The sequence below is a fragment of the Paenarthrobacter sp. Z7-10 genome, assembly GCF_026932795.1.
GTDB lineage: Bacteria > Actinomycetota > Actinomycetes > Actinomycetales > Micrococcaceae > Arthrobacter_M.
Genome location: NZ_JADPVH010000027.1, coordinates 11,327 through 32,730, shown reverse-complemented (window position 1 = coordinate 32,730; position 21,404 = coordinate 11,327). Strand labels below are relative to the sequence as shown.

At 61.6% G+C, this 21,404-nt stretch carries 13 protein-coding genes and 1 pseudogene; 8 read left to right on the top strand and 6 right to left on the bottom strand.

The features are described from left to right. Both IV498_RS09895 and IV498_RS19070 read left to right on the top strand, forming a co-directional pair. Positions 1 to 702, top strand: a complete 702-nt coding sequence (locus tag IV498_RS09895; RefSeq protein ID WP_330059404.1) for an RES family NAD+ phosphorylase — start codon at positions 1 to 3, stop codon at positions 700 to 702. Between the two features lie 110 nt (positions 703 to 812). Then, positions 813 to 1,247 carry a hypothetical protein gene (locus tag IV498_RS19070; protein ID WP_442951334.1) on the top strand — a complete coding sequence of 145 codons (435 nt, stop codon included), beginning with the start codon at positions 813 to 815 and terminating at the stop codon, positions 1,245 to 1,247. Between the two features lie 142 nt (positions 1,248 to 1,389). Here the strand turns inward: IV498_RS19070 and IV498_RS09880 are convergent, their stop codons facing one another. The 5 genes from IV498_RS09880 to IV498_RS09860 all read right to left on the bottom strand — a co-directional run bounded on the left by IV498_RS09880 (position 1,390) and on the right by IV498_RS09860 (position 9,917). Then, positions 1,390 to 4,446, bottom strand: coding sequence for a choice-of-anchor D domain-containing protein (locus IV498_RS09880; RefSeq protein ID WP_269046391.1), 3,057 nt, complete (start codon positions 4,444 to 4,446; stop codon positions 1,390 to 1,392). Between the two features lie 483 nt (positions 4,447 to 4,929). Next, positions 4,930 to 5,511 (bottom strand): 16S rRNA (guanine(966)-N(2))-methyltransferase RsmD, encoded by a 582-nt coding sequence (gene rsmD / locus IV498_RS09875; protein WP_269046390.1) that lies wholly within the window; start codon positions 5,509 to 5,511, stop codon positions 4,930 to 4,932. Positions 5,512 to 5,520: 9 nt separating this feature from the next. After that, entirely contained in the window at positions 5,521 to 7,860 is a 2,340-nt protein-coding gene (locus tag IV498_RS09870; protein WP_269046389.1) for an ATP-dependent DNA helicase RecG, read from the bottom strand. After that, entirely contained in the window at positions 7,847 to 8,878 is a 1,032-nt protein-coding gene (locus IV498_RS09865; protein ID WP_269046388.1) for a DAK2 domain-containing protein, read from the bottom strand. The genes IV498_RS09870 and IV498_RS09865 overlap by 14 nt, the downstream gene beginning before the upstream one ends. Beyond that, on the bottom strand, positions 8,868 to 9,917 hold the full coding sequence (locus IV498_RS09860; RefSeq protein WP_269046408.1) for a thiamine-phosphate kinase: 1,050 nt from the start codon (positions 9,915 to 9,917) through the stop codon (positions 8,868 to 8,870). The genes IV498_RS09865 and IV498_RS09860 overlap by 11 nt, the downstream gene beginning before the upstream one ends. A 297-nt stretch (positions 9,918 to 10,214) precedes the next feature. Here IV498_RS09860 and IV498_RS09855 point away from each other — a divergent pair, with 297 nt between their 5' ends. Beyond that, positions 10,215 to 10,499, top strand: coding sequence for a response regulator transcription factor (locus IV498_RS09855; RefSeq protein ID WP_269046387.1), 285 nt, complete (start codon positions 10,215 to 10,217; stop codon positions 10,497 to 10,499). A gap of 59 nt (positions 10,500 to 10,558) precedes the next feature. Here IV498_RS09855 and IV498_RS09850 read toward each other — a convergent pair whose 3' ends face one another. Beyond that, positions 10,559 to 12,388: a cell wall-binding repeat-containing protein gene (locus IV498_RS09850; protein ID WP_269046386.1), complete on the bottom strand. Its 1,830-nt coding sequence runs from the start codon at positions 12,386 to 12,388 to the stop codon at positions 10,559 to 10,561. Positions 12,389 to 13,251: 863 nt separating this feature from the next. On the opposite strand from IV498_RS09850, the gene wecB reads away from it, so the two are divergent. From wecB to IV498_RS09825, 5 genes and pseudogenes are all read left to right on the top strand, one after another. Then, on the top strand, positions 13,252 to 14,457 hold the full coding sequence (wecB, locus tag IV498_RS09845; protein WP_269046385.1) for a non-hydrolyzing UDP-N-acetylglucosamine 2-epimerase: 1,206 nt from the start codon (positions 13,252 to 13,254) through the stop codon (positions 14,455 to 14,457). A gap of 110 nt (positions 14,458 to 14,567) precedes the next feature. Next, positions 14,568 to 15,266 (top strand): phosphocholine cytidylyltransferase family protein, encoded by a 699-nt coding sequence (locus IV498_RS09840; protein ID WP_269046384.1) that lies wholly within the window; start codon positions 14,568 to 14,570, stop codon positions 15,264 to 15,266. Positions 15,267 to 15,322: 56 nt separating this feature from the next. Then, positions 15,323 to 17,176: a TIGR03767 family metallophosphoesterase gene (locus IV498_RS09835; protein ID WP_269046383.1), complete on the top strand. Its 1,854-nt coding sequence runs from the start codon at positions 15,323 to 15,325 to the stop codon at positions 17,174 to 17,176. A gap of 97 nt (positions 17,177 to 17,273) precedes the next feature. After that, positions 17,274 to 20,996, top strand: a complete 3,723-nt coding sequence (locus IV498_RS09830) for a bifunctional glycosyltransferase/CDP-glycerol:glycerophosphate glycerophosphotransferase (RefSeq protein ID WP_269046382.1) — start codon at positions 17,274 to 17,276, stop codon at positions 20,994 to 20,996. Positions 20,997 to 21,099: 103 nt separating this feature from the next. Further along, positions 21,100 to 21,404: pseudogene (locus tag IV498_RS09825) on the top strand (hypothetical protein); the annotation flags it as partial.

Here is a 21,404-nt window from a genome sequence, read left to right as displayed (position 1 = left end):
ATGACCCTCGTCATGGTGCCGTCGCCGAATACGGCTATCTGGCGAGTTGGATACCGGCCAGAACCGCTTGCGTGGAGTGGGTGGGAACACGCTGTCAATGGAGTGTTCCCCGGGCGCTGGGACGACCCTAACGGCCGTTTCAGGACCATGTACCTAGCGGAGTCGCTAGTTGGCTGCCTTTTGGAGGTCCTCGCCCACGCGCGGAAAGAGCCCTACATGGTCGCCGCGTTAGGCGAGATCGAAGAAGATCCTGAAGATGCTCGAGAGTTCCCCACCCTGGAACCAGGCACGGTAGACCGAGCCTGGCTTGGACCGCGGTGTGCAGCGAATGTTGTCCTCTATGGCAAGTACTGCCGCGTGACTGCGACGGAAACTATTTCCGCACTTTATCCGCTCTTCATTGCGGCGACACTCAAAGACGGCCATGACGACTTCGACGCATCCGTACTCAAGAGCGGCGGAGCTCGCACGATCACGCGCGCCGTTGCCGCCCACCTTTACCTCGTGCCTCACGTGAACGGCGTCGAATTCAATTCTCGCCACGGTGATGAAGCCAAAATGTGGTCCGTCTTTGAACAACCGCAAGATTCGCCCGTCAGCGGCCAAATCACCAAACTGGGACAGTCTCACCTTGAGGAAGACACCCCAGAGCTCGTTCGGGCCTTCGAACTACTTGGGTTGACCTGGGCCAATTGGCCCTAGCCTCCGCGTATCCGCTGAAATCCGGAATCGCTGAGCACCTGGGTTCTGCGAGCCGCCGGATCGCTTCACCATAGCGTCAGTCCACCAGAGCCGGGCCGTCGAACAAGAGCTTGGTTTCGCCGTACTTCTTCTCCGCAAAGCGCTCCAGGGCAGCCGTCCAGCCGGGTTCGGGCGAGCGGGAGGAACACTCAACGACGACGGCTTCCGCGGAAGGGCTCGGAGCCAGGGCGCCCAGGACCGCGGTCAGTCCGCCTTCGGCGAGGCGACCGGGTGGTCATGCGGGCGACGAGCCCGGACTCACCCTGGTCCGCAGCCAGGTCAGCGCCCTTCGACACGCCATGGCGGCGCCCGCAGCAGGCAGCGCGGCCGGTGATGTGGCGGCCTTCGCGGAGACCGGCATTTTCACTGGCCGCTACCCAGGCAACATCACCCTGGTGGGCACCACCTTTGCCTGGCCGGCCAGCTGGACCACCGAACTCCTCGCCCGGGGTCCGCACCCGGCCACTGTCCTGACCGGCCCTGAGCTGGATCGGCTGGCTGGCTGAATATCCCCCCGCGGCTGCTAGCCTCCCCAATGTTCAAATTAGGGACGCCAGCTCAGTGGTTTGGAGAATGAGTAGTCACAATCTTCGTGAGCGATGCTCGAGGGAGTTACTGCCCCGTCGCTGGGACCGGTTAGTTCTAGCGCTATCCGCTGACCACTCCTGTATGCGAGTTCCATACCAAACTACCACCGCGGAAATCGGATTCCCGGCCGATGGGAACCGAGTACTCGTCGGTCACCGGATAGCCCAGCGGGCCTTTCTCCCAGCCCTGTGATGCCCACTTGTTCCGGATCGCACCCTGGACCGAGTGGGCCCCGGTGGCCGGCGTCCAGTAGATCGAGGACCGACCCGAACCGGAGAAGTGGTTGTACCGCCCCACCCCGTCCGGCGTGCCCTTCTCGTCGGTGGTCGGGAAGCGGAGGAAGCCGGCCGCACCGCCTGCGGCCTTATAGCGGGTGTAGATGGCACCGTGGACCGCGTGCGCCCCGGTCGTGGGTGACCAACAGATAACTCCTCTCACGTAGTCCTGGCACGTCCCTCCCGCCACGGCGAACTCCATGGTGAGCGATCGGCCAAGGGTCGAGCGCGGGTCGCCGGCGCCGATCTTCCACGCGTAGGCAGCGACCGGATCGTCGGTGCCGTTCCCGGTAAGCATCACCTTCAACGCGCCTTGGCCGTCGTCGGCGGTGATCAGGTAAAAGGTGTCCAGCGTCCCGGCTGACCCTACGGCCGCTGGCGTGAAGGTCACGCTCTGATAGGCGGAGTCACCCGCGGGGATTTTCAGGCCCTCGGCGATGGGAGTGGTCGTTGAGAAGACCCCCTGCGGCGCCTTCGCCTTGGTGACGGTCATCGGTACGTTGCCGGTGTTCTGTATCTGGAAGGCTCTGGTGACCGATGTCCCGACGGGGACGTCACCGAAGTTTAGCGAGGGTGGCAGTTGCAGGTGCGCCGCTCCGGAGACGGCGGTCGCGGTCACCGGCACGGTCACGGTCCCGAGGTCGCTGACGACGACCAGCGAGTCGGTCACAGGATTCGCAGTGGTGGGGCTGAAGGTCACAGACACCGGAACGGATGCGAGGGGTTGGATCTGTTGTCCCACGACCGGCACCGTGGTCGCGTCGACGCTGAGCTCTGCGTTGGCCGGCAAGGTGACGCGGGTGATCTTGACGACGGTGGTGCCGGTGTTGACAATGTTGACCGTCTGCCGGCTGATCGTCTGGGTCGGCACGCCGGTGAACTGAAGCGCGGCCGGTGTCGCGCCCAGGCCATCCTTGGTGCCGATGGCGTGGACGCCGAGGAGGTCTGTCTCCCCGTCGGAGGTTTTGACGGTCAGCGTGCCGTCAGCCTGTCCGGGAGCCGTCGGAGAGAAGGTCACCGGGGCCGTGAGGCTGCTGCCTTTCGACAGCATCCGAGGCAGGGTGATCGACGTTCCGATCGCGAAAGGGGCTACTGTTGTGACGGTGCTGACCGTAACGGCCCGGGACGCGGTGATCGTTACAGTGCCAGTCCTGGTGGCGCCCACCTGGGCCGTGCCCAAGTCCGTGTTCGCCGCACCCACCGCCGCGGTTGTTGGGGCGCCGAAGGCGAGCACGTGGCCGTCGCGGGTGCCAACATACACCCGACCGCCGTCAGTGGCCACCGAGGAGAACTTGGACGCCGTACCCAGCGGGGCACTGAACACTTGCTTGAGCTGCCCGGTGTTGTCTGGTAACGCGCGGTAGGCCCGCAGTTCCGCACTGGCTCCGGTCGGTCCGGTGGCGTAGACCATCCAGACGAGGGCGGAGGATCCGTCTGTGCCGTTGGAGGTGATCGCTGGCGCACCGGAGGTGTATCCGAATGTGCCGGCGGAAGTCCCGATGGAGGCGAGTTGGATCCCGCCGGTGTTGCTCGGAACGAGCTTGAACGCGCGCAGGTAACCCTTGTTCTCGACGGTGTAGATGTACCCACCGCTGCTCGTTCCGAGGAACGCGGGACGTCCCCACACACCGTTGTACGGACCGGCTTCGTCGAGGACGGCATCGGTTCCGCCGGTCCCCTGCGCCATGCCGCCCAGGTTGTCCCGGTCCAGTAGGTAGACGTGTCCGTCTTTACCTACTTGGGCCATCAGGTGTGGGTGCGCCCCGGTGCCATAGCCATCCGGGATAGCAATCGGAGCCCCGGAACCCAGGTCGGCGTCGTTCAGGTTTAGTTGGGCGTTGGCGGCGGGGCTGAAGAAGTCAGTGGGCGCTAGGTTGCCGTCACTACCGACCTGGAGCCGGACCACCGACTCGGCCAGGGTGGCGGGGGGCGTCTTGCCCGGGCCCGCCTTCGGGGAGATGCCGTTCCCTGTGGCGAACAGGATCTGACCGGCACCGTCGGACACCAGTCCTCCGCCGGACTGCCAGATCCCGCCTTCCGCGCTGCTGTTGCCTGACTCGGTTGCCCACATCGTTGTCTGCTTACCATGGGTCGACACACCGACAATGTAACCGACGAAGGGAGTGTAGTCGCAGTGGCTGGCGAAGCCCGCGTACACGACCCCGTTCATTAGCAGCAGCCCGGGCCGCTGCATCGCCGTCATCGCGTTGAACGGACGAGTCGGGTCGTTGGTCGGGGCGCCGTCGATGAGGACGGGAAACCCGGACGTCTCCGCTCCCGTGATCAGATCGAGGGAGTGCATGTACCAGTGCGGGAGCTGCGGACTCGCACCGTCGTTCGTCTTCGCGAGCAGGAAGACGCTCCTTGTAACGGGATCGTAGACGGGAGTGGACGTGATTCCGATGTTGGGCGTGAGATCACCGCAACTCACGGTCGACGCCGGCCAAGCCGGTCCGAGGGTGCGCGTCCACTTCGCCACGCCCGTGGCGCTGTCCAACCCGTAGACGGCGTTGTTCTCCGTCGCTGCAACCACGGTGCTGCCCACCACGAGGGGCTGGGCGTAGACCTGCCCGTCCACGGTCGCGGAGAACAGTTTTCCGAAGTTCGAGGAGGCGACCGACGACGGCGAGAGAGCGCTCTCGTTGCTGTCCCATCCCGTCCGCAACGCATCATGGGCGATCGTGCCCACGTCGGCGACGGCGACGGCGCTGACGGACAGCCCAACAAGCGCAAGCGTCAGCAGCGCGGACAGCAGAGCTGTCCCCGCGCGTCGCGACCACCGGAAGGGTCGGTAGGAAGATGCGAGGAACTTGGCGCCTCCTTCCTGGCTGAAGCCAGGCACCCCATCCTCTCGTCCCCCGTGCGGGCGGCCAAAGGATTGGTCGGTTAACGTTCGAATTTTCGGTTGATCACGCATGTCGGAGACCCGTTTCTGACCGTCATATTGGGCAAACTTGCTCAATACTGAGGAGCCTAGAAGCCTCGAAAGGCGGGCACGCGAGTAGGTCCTACCTGATTTCTAAGGATCAACTCTCGCTTTCTCCCGGGTGCTACTTGCCCGTCGCCTGGCACGAACCCGAGTGCCAACTCGATTCCCCGAACAGGCCCGGGGACGGCAGCGTCGATCATGACCGCCATGTCCGGTGCCACTTTCGCCCCTGACGGAACTCGCCAGGGGGCTGGCAGCCCTCGGAGTAGAGATCATGGCGGACTCACCCGGATGACCGGTGGCGCGAGGGGCCGCCCGTGCTGGTACTCTTTTTGGCATCACGCTGTACCAACGCCAGTGGCTAATGGCCGGTCAAGCCACCCACCCGGGAAGGCGTCAGTCCACCAGAGCGGGTCCGGCGAACCAGAGCTTGGTTTCGCCGTACTTCTTCTCCGCAAAGCGCTCAAGGGCCGGGGTCCAGCCGGGCTCGGGTGAGCGGGAGGAACGTTCGACGACGACGACGGCTTCCGCGGCGAGGTTCGGCGCGAGGGCGGCCAGCACCGCGGTGAGTCCGTCTTCGGCCAGCGGGTAGGGCGGGTCCAGGAAAACCAGATCCCACTGATCCACTCCCGCCTCGGCTACCCGGCCAAGGAAGGACTCGACCTTGGAGCGCTGCACGGTTACCACCTTGCGGCCCAGTACGTCGTTAATGGCGGTGGCATTACGCTGGCAGACCTCGGCCGCCCGGGCGCCGTACTCGACCAATTTCACGGATGCCGCTCCCCTGCTGGCGCTTTCCACTCCCAGCGACCCGGAACCGGCGTACAGATCCAAGACCCGGGCATCGAGCAAGGCGTCCAGGGATTCCAGCCGGGAAAAGAGTGCTTCCTTCACGCGGTCGGTAGTGGGACGGGTGCCCGTGCCCAGGACGGAGGCCAACGGTGTTCCGCCAGCAATTCCGGCAACGATGCGCGTCACGGCGCCACCTCAGCCACGTTCAAGGAAGGCCTCCTTTTCCGGGTTCAGGTACTCCTCGATGGCAGCCTCCAGCGCCGAATAGGCACGCAGCTGCGGGTCCTTGGCCACGATTTTCCAAGCATCCTCCCGGGCTTTGGCGATGATGTCCTCGTGCTGGAGCACGCGCAGCAGCCGCAGGGTGGATCGGCCGCCGGACTGCGAGGCACCCAGAATGTCCCCCTCGCGCCGCAGCTTCAGATCCTCCTGGGAGAGCACAAACCCGTCGGTGGTCGCCGCTACGGCATCAAGCCGGCGCCGGCTGGGATGACCTACCTCCAGGCTGGTGACCAGCAGGCAGGTTCCGGGCAGCCCGCCGCGGCCCACCCGGCCGCGCAGCTGGTGCAGCTGGGAAATACCGAATCGGTCCGCATCCAAAATCACCATCAGGGTGGCATTGTGCACATCAACGCCCACCTCGATCACCGTGGTGGACACCAGCAGGTCCAGGTTTCCGGCGGCGAAGGACGCCATTGTCTCCGACTTCACGGTGGCGTCGAGTTTGCCGTGCAGGGCCGCGATCCGGGTCCCGGCCAGTGCCGGTTCTGTCTGCAGGAGTTCGACGACGGTGGCCACCTCGGCCAGTGGGCGTCCCGGAGCATCGTCCTCCGGCGGCGCGGAACCGTCGCCGTCGTCGTCCGAGCCGATCTTGGGACAGACCACATAAACCTGGTGACCCGCGGCGATCTCCTCCCGCGAGCGGGACCAGAGCCGCGCAACCCAGCCAGGATGCTCCGCGAGCCCCACCACGTGGGTGGAAATCGGGGCGCGACCGGCGGGCAGCTCCGTCAGCACGGAGGTTTCCAGGTCGCCGAACACGGTCATCGCCACCGTGCGCGGGATGGGCGTGGCCGTCATGACCAACAGATGCGGCGGCTTGCTGGCCTTGCTGCGCAGCACGTCGCGCTGCTCCACGCCGAACCGGTGCTGCTCATCCACCACAATCAGGCCGAGGTCGAAGAACTGCACGGTGTCCGACAGCAGCGCGTGCGTGCCGATCACGATGCCCGCCATACCGGACGCCGCGTCCAGCAGCGCTCGCTTGCGGGCCGCGGCGGGCATGGAACCGGTCAGCAGTGTGACCGCCGTGCCGTCCGGACCACTGCCCACGCTGCCCAGCAGACCGCCCTCGCCCAGCGGACCCAAAATGGCGCGGATGGACTGGTAGTGCTGCGCCGCGAGCACCTCGGTGGGTGCCAGCAGGGCCGCCTGGCCACCTGAATCGATGACCTGGAGCATCGCCCGCAGCGCCACCACCGTCTTGCCGGACCCCACCTCGCCCTGCAGCAGCCGGTTCATCGGGTGGTCCGCGGCGAGCTCGCGCGCCAGCACCTCGCCTACATCCCGCTGCCCCGCGGTGAGGGTGAATGGCAGCGCGGCGTCAAAGGCCGCGAGCAGTCCATCCGGAGTGCCGCGGCGGGCGGTGGCATCCTCGGCGGCGGCCTGCGCCCGGCGGCGTGCCAGCGCCGTCTGCAGCACCAGCGCCTCCTGGTAGCGGAACCGGTCCCGGGCACGCTGCCAGTCCTCCGGTGCGGACGGGGTATGGATCAACTGATAGGCATTCGGCAGGCTCAAAAACTTCTCCCGCGCCACGATCTGCGCCGGCAGCGGGTCCGGCAGTTTCTCCAGGTCCACCGCCCGCAGCACCGACTCCACCGCGCGTTGGATCTTCCAGCTGGGCAGTTTGGCGGTGGCCGGATACACCGGCACCGGCCGCTGCGCCTGGAGCTCCGCCTCCTGGCCGGAGAGCTCATCGTCCGGGAGCACCGAAAAGTCCGGATTCGTCAGGCTGCGTGCGTGGTTGAAGACGGTGACCTTTCCGGAGAACATGGCCAGCGTCCCCGTCTGCAGCTCCTTCTGCGCCTTCCAGCCGTTGAAGAAGCTGATCTTCAGGCTGCTCAAACCGCCGGAATCGTCGGTGATCACCACGTCCGTGATGGTGCCCTTGCGCGCCCGCATGGACCGGGTGGACAGGGAAAGCACCCGGGCCAGGATGGTCACGTCTTCATTGAGCGGAACCTGGTCAATCGGGGTCAGCTCCCCGCGGTTGAGGTAGCGCCGCGGAAAATGGTGCAGCAACTCGCCCACGCTGCGCAGGCCCAGACTCTTCTCGATGCTGGTGGCAGAGGCCTTCCCGATCAGCCGCTCCAGCGGAAAGGCGATGTCGCTTGTGCCGTGGATCAGACCGCTGCCGGGGGCCAGGCCGGTGCCGTCAGCCGGCCCATCGCCGCCGGCGAACCCGGCGCCAGCTCCACCAAGCCCACTGCCGGCCGCAGCCGCCGTGCCGCTGGGCTTGGCGCTACGGGTGCTCATGAGCATCGGGGGTGAAAACGGTGCCGGGAAGGGCGCCGACGGCGTCGATATTGTCCGCGGCGGCGTTCAAAGCGGTGACGCTCACGCTGCTGGGCACCCCCGCGGCATGGATCAGCTCCAGCGCCGGCCCGGCCTCGGCGACGTGGACGTGCAGCCGCCAGCGGTAACCGCCTTCGGGCTCATCCACCGGGCCCACCGAACTCATGATCACCGAATTGCCCAGCTCATCGAGCTGCAGGCGCAGGCCGGCTGCCGCCAGCGGAGACAGCGCGATGGTGCACATCACTTCGACTCCGCCGGTCACCGGGACGTCCACGTGGATATGCGGATCCTGGACGTCGTACCCGGAGAGTCCGTCCAGCAGCTCCTCCTGCAGTTCCTCACCCAGCAACGTCGACCGCAGGCAGTCCAAGATCAGCAGCAGGCCCACCCCGCCGGCATCCACCACCTCGGCATCGCGCAGCGCACCGAGCTGGTTCTCCGTCTGCACCACAGCCTCCAACGCCGCCTGCACCGCCGCATCCAGGGTCAGCGCCAGCGCGTGGTTGCTGTCATCGCCTGCCTGCGCCGAGTCCACTATGGACGCTGCCTGGGCAGCGGCCTCCAGCACGGAAAGCATGGTCCCGGGAATCGGATCACTCAGCGCGGACCAGGCGCGGATCTGAGCCCGCGCCAGCGCCGCGGCGAGCAGCGGGCTGTTGAGCCGGGTGGACCCAAGCAGCGGCTCCGCCATGGCCGCAAGGAATACCGAAAACAGCGTCCCCGAATTACCCCTGGCCTCCTCCATCGCCGCACGGCCCGCGATGGTCAGGACCTCGCCCACGTCGGCGCTCTCCGAGTCCTGGATGGCCAACGAGGCCGAGCGGACGGTCAGATACAGGTTGGTGCCGGTATCCCCATCCGCCACCGGAAAAATATTGATCGCGTTGAGCCGGTCGCTGTGGTTGCCCAGCGTCTCCTCAGACTTGGCCAGCCAACGCCTGATGGCAGGCGCGTTGGCGGCAATCTTAGAGTGCAAAGTGATCCCATCCCGCTGTCTGCGGTTCCGCTGAATGTGCAGCTTCCCCGGCAATGGTCACCGGCGGGAGACCATCCCCACCGGCCATAACCGAGCCTATCGCAACGAACCCGTGCGGGAGCTGGGACCCGGCCGGAAATGTGCATAACAGTCCGTGGTCCTCTCCCCCGCCCAGAATCCAGCCCCATGGATCCATGCCCAGCAGGTCCGCCGCCGCCCGCAGCGGCGCGGCGAAGGGTTCCAGCGCTGCCGGATCCAGATCGACGACGACGTTGCTCGCCTTCGCGAGCCGGCCACCGTCGCGCAGCAGGCCATCAGAAATGTCCAGCATGGCCGTGGCTCCGGCACGGGCGGCGGCCGGGCCGGCAGCAAGCGGCGGACGGGGCCGGCAGAAAAGTTCGACGACGGCGTCCTGTTCCGGGTTCAGCTCGGCCACCGCCGTGGTTCCCTCCAACAGTGCCCAGCCCGCTGCCGCCCTGCCCACCGTTCCCGCCAGCGCCACGATATCCCCGACGCGGGCACCGGACCGCAGCACCGGGTCCCGGCCCTGCAGATTTCCCAGCACCGCCACCGTGACCACAATTTCCCTGCCGCCGGAGAGGTCACCGCCCGCAACGGAACAATCCTCCGCGCCCAGTCCGGCGATCGCGGCGCTGAGCCCCTCGGCCAGCTCCTCCACCCAGCTGACCAAAGTGCCCGCGGGAAGATTCAGGCTGACCACCAAGGAGGTGGCAACCGCGCCCATCGCGTTGATGTCGCTCAGATTCTGCGCGGCAGCCTTCCAGCCCACGTCATAACCCGTGCTCCGGTAACCGTTTGGCCAAAGCAACCGGAAATCAAGGTCCTGCACCTGCGTGTCAATGGACACCACTGTGCGCCCGTCCGGTGCCGCCACCACGGCGGCATCGTCCCCGGGTCCGAGCAGCACCGACGCCGACCCGGCCAGGCGCGGGAATATCCGCGCCAGCAGGGCGCCCTCGTCCAGCTCGCCGACCACCACGGCGCTTTGGGAAGCGCCGTCGGTGCGCGTAGTAATCATAGTCAAACCGTAACCTGCCGCACCGACATCCCGGCCAGGCGACAGGTGCGCCGATGCGCGTGGAAGTCCTGGAGTACATTCCTGTCAACAGAAGACAGCGATGGGGGCGGCGTGGGGATACAACTGGGCATAGTGGAGCGTCAGGATTCGGTGCGATCGGGGTCCGATAGCGGCATCGCATCCGGCCGACCCGAACGGACGAACAAGGCCACGATAACCGCCGCTGCAGCGGCTGCCGAGAAGTCCCCACCGAGTATCAATGCCCTGGAGCCAATTCCACCTTTTACTGGCGTTGGTTTGCTGCCTGACAAGAAGTTGATCGCCGCCATCGGTGGCATCCAGCCAGGACACACGTCGCTATCACCGCGGGAAGCCGAGGCGTTGCGCCTGTACGCGTCCGGCTTTGGTCAATACCAGGTTGCCCGGCGGATGGGCATCTCGCAGGCATCAGTCAAAGAGCACATCGACCGGGTCCGCGCCAAGTATGCCCACGGAGGCCGACCTGCCCCAACCAAAATCGATCTCTTCAAACGAGCCATCGAAGACGGTCTGCTGCCACCTGTGGTTCCGCTGAGCCGTTGAGATCCACGGAGCCCGCAGCACCGCCCGGCACCGCTGAGTGCCGGGCAGCGCTGCCAACTTCATTTGGTCAGAAGGGCATCGCCTATTACGAAATAGGCTGCGTCATACCCGGAACCGCTGGGGCGGGTACCGGTAATGTCAATCTTCAACCGCAACGCACTGACGACGGAGACGTTCAGCTTGACGGTCTGATTGAACGCAACGTCTCCTGAAGCAATAACCCGGTTATCCGTGCTTACTTCGTAGTGGAAGGTTGCTCCTGTGAAGGGACTTGTCTCTTCCTGTCCAATCGTCGCCTGCAGTGTCTTGTAGATTTTCCCGAGGTTCATCTCATAGCTGGTTGAGCTATCGAGGTAATAGTTGTAATAACTCAAAGAATACGGGAAGTACTTTCCACCGATCCGCTGCACATCGTTCGACAGGTCCGAGGAAATAGGATCCAAATTCGTCAGATAGAAGAGTTGCGCCCCCTTTGGATTTGGGGCGGCTGGTTTCGGCGTGATATTTGTCTGGACCGCTGCCTGCGCGAGAACGAAGGTGGAGTCAGGTCCAGCCAAATTGGCTACCATAACATTCAATCTCTGAATCCCGCTGACTGAAATGGCTATCCTGTTGCTTGCACCATAACCCACTTCGCCCTGGGTGATCATTCTTCCGTCGCCGAAGATGCGGTAGCTGTAGCGAGCCTCGCTGTCCCGACTGTTGTCGTCGATTCCAGCTAGAGCGCTCAGCTGATCCTGTTTACCGGACAGATTGTATTCAACGCTGCTATAGGTGTGATACCTATCGAACGATAAAGAATTTGCGTAAGTCTTGCCGAGGATTTCGTACGATCCGGTTTCTAAACTCGTTTGGTCTACGGGCTCCATGTTGGACAGATATGTGCTGCGGACCGGCGGCGGTGGCGTGCAATTGCTCACGGCCGAGTTGGCGCTCAACACGCCAGTCCCGCCCAGCAAGTACCGCGTAGCGGGATTAAGGCGCGCAGTTTGTCCTGCGACGAGGGATGGCATGCACCCCGATGTTGTCAGCAACAAGGGCGCCGCTTTCCGACCCGCTGCGGGCACCCCAGCCAGCGCATCGGCAAACCCTTTGCCCGTAGCGTAAAAAACCGATGAAGCTGTGGAGTAAAACGATTTTGCGACAATGGCGCTGGTTGCGTAGCGATCCGCACCTGACAGTCTGATCACCGAGGCCGTACCTGCGGAGGCGGCCTGGGACGCCACATTCGCACTGATGACGCCGGTCCCTCCGAGTAGATAAATCTTTGAGGGATTCAGCCGTCGCAGTGCCGCTGCCGTTTCCGGAGGCAGCGAGCCACCGTTGGTTAGCAGCATAGGAGCCTTGTCGCGGGCCGCCGGCGCCCCCCCAGACAATGCATCCGCGAAGCCCAAACCCTCGGCTAGAAAAACGGTCGAGGCACCGGTCCAAAGCTGCGACACTTTTGCCGCAGTATCGTAGCGGTTTGTGCCAGCAATGCGGCTCACGGACGAGGAATAGGCTTTGAGTGCGTTGGACACGCCGCTGCCGACAGCACCGGTCCCACCAAGGATGACGATTTTTGTTGGCCGCAGCCGTTGCAGTTCTGTCCGCGTAGCTGATGGAAGGACCGCGGCACCGGTCAGCAACAGGCTGCCATTCGCCTTTGCCACGGCAGGCCCCACGGCTAGTGCATCCGCCGCTGTCGCACCTGAAGCAACGTACACGGTTCCCCCGACAGCGGCATAAGAGCGGGAAATCGCGGCGGCTGTTTGGTATCGGTCGGCGCCGGCCAACCGAACTGGAGCAGGCACCGACGCTGCCTCGACGCTAATCGCGGGCACCAAGCCCAGGCCGGCCGCCACTGTCAGCGCCGCCATCGACGACGCGACCAATCTTCGTGTTTTCATGCATTTCTCCCATGTGGCCTTGCGCGGAGCGGCTCAGTACGGCTGGCCGCTATATTCTTGGAGACTAACAACCCGGAGTGGCATCCCGAGGCTTATTACTGTCCCCAAAAGTGTGGACAGTCATTGCAATAAGGGCTTTCGCTCCTAGGGATCTCATGGAGTGGGGCCATTCAATACCCATGTCCCCGTTATCCCTGCCCTTGAGCCCATTCTTCACTTCGGACGTTAACTCCACATCTGCCCGCAGTTATCCCGCAACCGCGAAGTCGAAGAAGCGCTTGATCAACTCGGTAGGTACTTGGCGGCTCCATGAACTACGCTTTCGGCAGGCTGTTTTTCACTTTTTTGCAACTACGATCGGGAGGGCCAGTATGGAAACCGAGCTCCTACTGCCCGCCGCCCGGCACCTACGCAAACGTCGCCGATTCCGTTCCAGCGGACAATCGAGGCAGACGAAAGCGGGCACGGCTGAAGCTCCACAGTTACCTTGGTTGGTCGGAGAACCATCCCGTGGCGAGTCAGTAGCCGTCGAAGCAACCGGCCCGGACGTCACTGCACTCACCGAAATCGCGACTGACCCTGCCGTCGTCGACCGTTCCGCGGAAGCGGCCGCGGACGCCAAGTCGCTAGAGTTAAGTGACGAACCGAAGGCGCAAGATTCGCCAGTGAAGGGGCGGTCCGCGGCTGACCGGTCGTACCGGAGAAAACGACGAGTGGCATTTGCGCTGGTCGTTTTGATCATCCTGAGCATCCCCTCCCTGGTGGCGGCGCTGATCTTGGCCGGCTAGGCCGGGCTCAGCACTTACCATGGGAATGGCTGATGCGGCGGGCGCCGCCGTAGAACGAATGCTGGGGGAACCTCCATGCCAACCGTGATGCCCATATTCGGTACCCGGCCCGAAGCCATCAAGATGGCCCCCATCATTCTTGCCCTGCAAGAATCCCCGCACTTCGATTGCATTGTGACGGTGACCGGCCAGCACAGGGAAATGCTGGACCAAGTAAACATTCTCTTCGGCATTGAGCCCGACTACGATCTGAACATCCATGAAGCGGGCCAATCGCTGTCGGCCATTATGACTCGAACCATTGACGGTCTGGAGAAACTCTTTTCATCTGTCATACCGGATGCCGTTCTAGTGCAAGGAGATACGACGACGTCGACGGCGGCCGCCATCGCGGCCTTTTACCACGGCATTCCGGTGGTCCACGTGGAGGCAGGTCTACGCAGTGGCAACCCGTCGTCGCCCTTCCCCGAAGAAGCAAACCGCAAAATCACCAGCCAAATAGCCAGCCTGCACCTGGCACCGACCGCGACGAGCCGGCGGAACCTCCTGGCAGAAGGCATTGCCGCGGAGGACATTGTGGTGACAGGCAACTCCGTGATCGATGCGCTGCTGATGACGGTCGACAAGAAGGTCCCCTTTGCTAACCCGGAGTTGGAGGAATTGGCTGACAGCGGGCGAAGAATCCTGCTGGCGACGACGCATCGGCGCGAAAACCAGGGCGACGCTATGGAGGGGGTGGGTCGGGCATTGGCCCGCGTCGCAGACGCCGAGCCGGATCTGACCATTGTTCTGCCTGTGCACAAAAATCCCATAGTTCGGGCCGCCATCTTGCCTGCACTAGCAGGGAAGCCCAATGTGGTGGTTACGGAGCCGCTCGGCTATGGCGAATTTACCCGCCTACTCTCGCTTGCCCACGTAGTCTTGACGGATTCTGGCGGTGTACAGGAGGAAGCACCGAGTCTCGGAAAGCCTGTGCTGGTGATGCGGAACAACACTGAGCGGCCGGAGGCCGTCGTGGCTAGAACAGTTGCTCTTATCGGTACGGATGAGGAGCGGATCTTCTCCGAAGTGGAGCGGCTTCTCCACGATACGGCGCACTACGAAACCATGGCAAATGCCGTCAATCCGTACGGCGACGGGCAGGCTTCTGTTAGGACAGTCGCCGCTATTGCCCAGTTGTTGGACATCGGGATACGAGCCGAAGAGTTCACCCAGAAGCTGTCGAGCCGCGAGCCTCAAGGTAACGGAAAACAAGGAACAGCCGAACTACCGGTATCATGATGAGAGGGGGGGATAATCGAGAACGCCGTTTCGTGAGGATCGGTTACCTAGTTTTCGACACGCGGCCAAGCCGTCCCCAAGCAATTATTACCAAGCAGGAATGGGACTCAATGACTGTACAGGCCGTAATTCTTGCTGCGGGCATGGGCACGCGACTGGCCCGTCCGCACCCGAAATCGCTTACCGAACTTCGTGATGGCCGGACCATCATGCACCAGCAGGTTCAAAACCTGCAGCGGGCCTTCGCAAAAAAGCTTCGACTGACAGTCGTCGTGGGCTACAAACTTGAGCAAATCCTTGAGCACGTCCCGCACGCGTCATTCGTATATAACGAGAACTTCGACCAGACAAATACGTCGAAAAGCCTGCTGAAGGCCCTGCGGAACTCTGGCAAAGGCGGAGTGCTGTGGATGAACGGCGATGTCGTCTTCGATCCGCAAATCCTGGAAATGCTGCGGCCGTACATCAAAGAGGACCGGTCGTTCGTAACGGTCGATGTCTCTTCCGTGTCAGACGAAGAAGTCAAATACACAGTAGATGAAGGCGGCTTTATCAATAGCCTGTCCAAAGCGGTGCCTTCCACGGAAGCCAAGGGCGAGGCCGTGGGCATCAACTACGTTTCCTCGAAAGACAAGAAAAGGCTGCGGAAGCGCTTGGTGGAAGTTCCAGAGCAGGAATATTTTGAGGGCGGAATCGAGCTGACCATTCAACAGGATGGAATCCAATGGTTGCCCATTGACATCAGCGAATTTTACGCCGTTGAGGTCGACTTCCCGGATGACCTCATTCGGGCGAACGACAGTATCTAGGTTCCAGCAGACTGAGCGGACCACAAATTAGAAAGCGTGACCAAGAGGAGAAAAGAGTGGGCGACCGCTTGAGTGCTGGCGGATCGCACGGCGGTGAAAGAACAGATTTTTCTCGTAGGACTCTTCTTCGACTCTCGGTTGCGGGCGCCTCTGCCGTTACACTAGCCTCACTCGATGGCTCAAGGGGCCCGTATCTGGGCCTTGGACGGGCAGCAGGACCGTCAACGACATTGGATGAAACCATTATCCTCGGAGATCTGAGATCGCCAAGGCATGTATATCGGCGTTTGACTACCGGGGCTGGCCGGGCAATGGTGACCCGGGAGGACCTCGCGACGGGCATGGCTGGACGTCGGAAGCGCCGACAGGGATTGCTATCGTTCGGGCACCTAACCGATCTTCATGTGGTGGACGCCTCCTCACCTGGGCGCACCGCCTTTCTCTGGCAATACTACGAATTCGAGAATGGTTTTCCCGCATCTGGCCGCTTTCGCCCGCAGGATTTGCTCACCGTCCACGTGCTGGACGCAATGGTCCGCAAAATGAATACGGTTGGCCGCGGACCGCTCAGTGGCAGGCCGCTGGATCTGGTGGTTTCAACCGGCGATAATGCGGATGGACGCGGCACCAATGAGTGGCTCGCGGTCATCAACGTGATGAACGGCCGTCCCGCTTCTGCCCATGTTGCGGGCGGAGAATATCAGGGCCCGCAGGATCATGCCTGGGCACCCGAAGCGTTGCGGACAACGGTGTGGCACCCTGATCCCGAGCCAGAAGGCACTACACCGGATGACTGGAAGCGGTCCTACGGATACCCGGACGTCCCGGGGCTGCTGGCTACAGCGATTCAGCCCGTTTTGGCGGCCGGATCCTCTGTTCCTTGGTACACAGGCTTCGGAAACCACGATGAGCTGGACCATGGATCCGCGGCTCCTACATCTGCCCACAGCCGTCTCGTCGATAGGCTGAGCGTCGGCGACTCCATGCCTCTTGCACTTCCGGCCGGAATGTCCCCCCAGCGGTTCTGGAAGGAGTTGAACGATTCCGGTCCCGTGGCCACTGATCAACTGCTGGCCAGTATGCCCGCCCGTAAAGTTCGTGCCTGCGCACAACGAAGGGCCTTCACAAAGTCCGAGTTCATTTCAGCACTGTTCGACAATCCCGGCCCACATGGACCGGCCGGTCATGGATTCACCGCGGAGAACGTTGCCAACGACACAACCTATTACACCTTTGCCATGGCAAAAGGAGTGACCGGCATAATGCTCGATACAACGGATCCTTACGGGTCTGCCGGTGGATACATGGACCGGTCACAGATCGATTGGCTTTCCAAACAGCTGGACGGGCTGTCGAGCCGAAGCTACAGTTCCCGTGGGAAGAAGCGCAGCTCGGACACCGAGGATCAGCTGGTAATCATCTTCAGCCATCATCCGTCAGTTTCATTTCCTGGATCCATCGAATCGTCGTCCTCATCTCATGACTCTAATATCGATAGGACAGGAATCATCGACTTGTTGTCGGAATATCCGAATGTTATCCTCTGGGTAAATGGGCACCAGCACCGAAATAAGGTTTGGCCACATGCAAGTAAGCATTACGATGGTGGATTCTGGGAAGTGAATACTGCCGCGCACATCGATTATCCGCAGCAGTCGCGAACCATTGAAGTACTCGACAACAAAGACGGGACACTTTCAATCGTGGCAACTCTTTTGGACCACTCAGATCCCACAAGCGTTGCCTACGACGGACCTCGGTCACTCTCCTCCCTTGCTGCCCTGAGTCTGGAGCTTGCCATGAACCGGCCGGGACTGGACCTCGAAAGCAAAGTAGGGCAGGCGACAGACCAAAACGTGGAGCTGCTCGTTAAAAAGCCCTTCGGGACAAATGACCAATCAATAATTTAGTTCGGGTTAAGATGTCCGTGGGCATCAACGAGTACTCAGTAGAGCCAATGGCGTCGACTTCCGGAAAGTTGACCAAACAAGGAGAGTCACAACGCGCATGGCAGGTCGGAAACAGCCTCAGATTTTAAGCAACCTTCGTGCCGCAGCCGAGGCGCGCGCCCGGCGGGCGTGGCGTGCCCTGCCTCAGGAGCGTCGCAACCAGGTCAAGGAGGTTTTGCAACCAGATAATGTGGCCAAGGTCCAGCAGGTGTTGGCCGTTGCCAAACCTCAAGCGCCTTCAACCGAGCCGCAGATCGCAATTGTCATCCTTGCAAACCCCGAATCCACCAATGTGCAGACGACTCTAGACAGCATAAGCGCTCAGAAGCCACGGGCGCTTGAGATCTTCGTCATTGACGCGTCAACTGACGATGCCGTGCACGTTTACACACAGAACTACGCAGATCGAGACGCTCGTGTTCGCTACATTCTGGCAGACACATACCGCGCTGAGGAAAGCCTCGGAATCCTGGCTGAGACTCAAGCCGCCTATGTTCTCGTCCTTACCGCCGGCGATATCGTTCAAAAGAGTGCCCTAGACAAGGGCTTGAGGTCCCTCCGAGAGTCAGAGTCTGAATTCGCGGTGGGTACGGTTGGAGTCACCTCCGGGAAGAAAACGATCGTAGCTGCCTGGCAACGTGACCTCCACGCTGCTCCTCTTCAAGCCACGGATGTTGAAGAGATACCCCAAATCCTGATTGACGGGTTCCTGTGCAATAAGCTGTTCGCGCGCTCTTTCTGGCTACGGGAGCTGGCAGAAGTACCGGCAGGGATCGAACATTGGCAGTATGAGATAACCCGTCGCGCGTATCTGAAGGCCACTTCGTTCGATGTCCTCGACCTTCGGTTCTGCGATACGACCAACGATGACGGCGCCAAGAGCCCTATACGGGAAGACTTGTGCCGGACCGACTTCCTGAAGGCCAGACTGGAAAGACTGGGTTCCTTGCAGCGAGAGTTCCAACGCCATGCATCATCCGAGCTTTATGCCCGGTGGATTACCCAGGAATTGGGGACTGACCTTTTTCCCTACTACGAGGTGGTCCCGAGAACCGACGACGCCTACTGGGTGACCCTCCAGGCGAACGTGGCGTCAATCGCGGCAGAGTCGTCCCTCCTCTGGACTGAGATCAAGCTCCACAACCGCCTCATTCTCTCTAGTGTGCTGTCCGACAGCCGTGCCGATGTCGAGGTGATTTGCAATTCCCGCAGCGACTACGGGTCCAGCTTCGCATCAGGGTTCTCCGACGGTCAGCTCGTAGCCCTACCGCCCTATCTCCGCGCCCTCGGCCATAAATTCAGCCCTGACTTGCTCATCATGGAGCCAGTAGATCTTCGGCTAGTCAGCAAACTGAATCATTTTGAGTGGCGCGAGGACGGAATGCTTGAAATTGGAGGCTATGCCTTCATCTCTTCCGTAGACCCGGATGCAAGCGACATGAAGCTGACGGCCGCCGTGGTCGCTCGCGACGGAAACGCCGTCGCAGAGCTGACTGTCAGTCGCCTCGAGGACCCACGTGTCGACTGGGAGGCGAACGACAACTGGACCGGATACAAAAGTGCGGCGTTCCAAGCTCTTATCGACCCATCCGCACTGCTCGGAAGCGAGACCGAGAATACTTCGGAATTGCATGTCCTGCTAACGGCCACGGCCTACGACAAGCAAGTCCAGAGCCCAATTCTCAAGCGCGACCTAACGGGATCAACCGGAGAGCTTGCAAGCGGGTCTCTCCTTGACGGCCGGCGGCTCGCCATTGAGATTCGTCCAGCCAGCACAGGACTGACGCTTATCCCAGTCCAGCCGATGTATCAAGCGACAGACATCACCCTCATCGGGCGAACCCTCAAAATCGTCGTGGAGTCGCAGTCCGCTCCCTTGGCGGCCAAGATCTCCGTAGAATGTCTCAAACTCGGTCTCAAAAAGTCCGCGACATGTATCAGTGTCGAGGGCCATACAGCCGTCTACGCCATTACTTTGCCACCTCTTAGCGCACAAGCGGGACCACGAACAGAATACCAGTGGCAAGTCCGGTTGGACAGTGGCTTCAGGGCGCCGCAGCCCATAGCATGGCGTGAGGACACGCGGAGACTGGAAGAAAAATTCGACCAGTCCGCCAGTCTCCGGCTTCGACTGACCGGATACGGGTTTTTGATGCTTGACGAGCGCAAGACACGTATTCTAGCGGACTCCGTCGAACTTTCCTCCGACCGAAGAACTCTGACGGTCGCCGGCACGGCGGATTTCCCAGCCATCCACGCGCCCCGTTTCGTGCTCTCAAGCGGAAAACTGATCATCCCAGCGAGCGAGGTGCGCTTGGACGTGCGCACCAATACGGGAAGCAATGAGTTTTGGGCCAAGTTCACTCTCCCCCAGACACCCTGGTCCGAGGACGAGTTCATGCCGGAATCGGGGGCGTATAGCGTCCGGTACGTGCCGCCCGGAGTGGCGGACCCCGCAGGATATTGGATTCCCGTGAGCCGGCGGCTGCAGGCGGGGCTTCCGGCCAGGCTCGATGCGGGACTCTCGGAAATCGGGCTGAGCCGATCACCGGCTGCCGCCGCTCTAACAGTTCACCTGCGGCCTCCGTTCCGGGCAGAGGAACAAGGCCGGTACAACCAGCAACGATTGCGTCAGGAGGCCGAGTCTTCTGAGTTGACAGACTCCGTTCTTTTCATGTGCTTTGGTGGTCGAAGGGCAACGGATACTCCGCGGCGACTCCTTGAAGAATTTCAGCGGCGCAATTGTTCATTGCCAATGTATTGGGCCGTCGAAGATTACTCAGTACCCGTCCCCGATAGTGCTACGCCAGTCCTGATCGGCTCGAGCGACTGGTATCGTCTGCTCAACCAGTGCCGTCTTCTGATCAACAACAACAACTTCCCCTTCTACTTCCGCAAGAAGGAAGGGCAAACGTACATCCAAACCTGGCACGGAACACCGCTGAAAAAACTCGGAAACGATGTTGCGAAGACGAGCTTTTCGCTCTCCTACTGGAACCTTATGGCCCGCGAAGCAAGCTTTTGGGACGCCCTGCTGGCACAAAACGACTATGCGGCAGAGGTGCTGGCCAAGTGCTTCGGCTTCGACGGAAAGGTCGTGGCGGAAGGTTACCCCCGGAACGATTCGCTAAAGTCGCCGGATGCTGAGAAGGTCCGGACGTCGGTGCGCGCCAAGCTTGGCATCCCGGAAGGTAAGACTGCGATTCTTTACGCCCCGACCTGGCGGGATGATGCTAAGAATGCAGCAAAACAGTACGAGTTGGTCACATACCTCGACTTCGAAGCAGCGCAGAAAGCTCTGGGTAACAATTACGTCTTGTTGCTGCGAGGCCATCACAATATCGCGGACCAACGCCAGACCGCAGCCAACACATTCGTCATCGACGTTACGGAATATCCGGAAGTCAACGACCTGTATTTGGCCGCGGATATTCTTATCAACGACTACTCATCTGTAATGTTTGACTTCTGTGTGACCAGAAAGCCGATCCTGTTTCTCACGCCGGACATTGCCCAGTACCGCGACTCCACAAGAGGCTTTTACTTCGACCTCGAAGAAATGGCTCCGGGGCCCATCCTCATGACGACCGACGAAGTCGTTCGGGAGATCAAGCGCCTGCCTGTCGTCAAGCGGCGTTACGCCAAAAAGTACAACGCCTTTGTCAACACCTTTGCGCCTCACTGCGACGGCCACGCAACCGACCGCGTTTTCGACGCGCTCAACATCCCCCTGGAACCGTCAATCCGTCCGATAGCGCAGCCTGATCCGGTAAATTCGTAGCCTCCCGTTATCAACCTCTGCACTCCGAAGGGTAGCAAGAATGCGCCATATACTACCAGCCGACGCCAACTTCCAACGTCACCTGCGTACGCGAAAAATATTCATGACAGCGGGCGGCCATATCCGCAAACTAGACAAGATTCTTATCGACTCACATACCGAGATTGAACCTTACGTTGGTTTTTTTGGGGGTGATTCTTTTTGCGAGATGGGAGCTTTCTCTTACAGTATGTCCGGCTTGCGCACAGGAATGAAAGTAGGCAGATATTGTTCAATAGCAAAGGGCCTCTCCGTCCCCGGGACACGGCATCCTATAGAGTGGGTAACGACCTCCAATATTACCTACGAGCGTAAAAATTCGCTCTTATCAACCTATTTTCACGATGAGGGTAATGACATTCCGAGTGT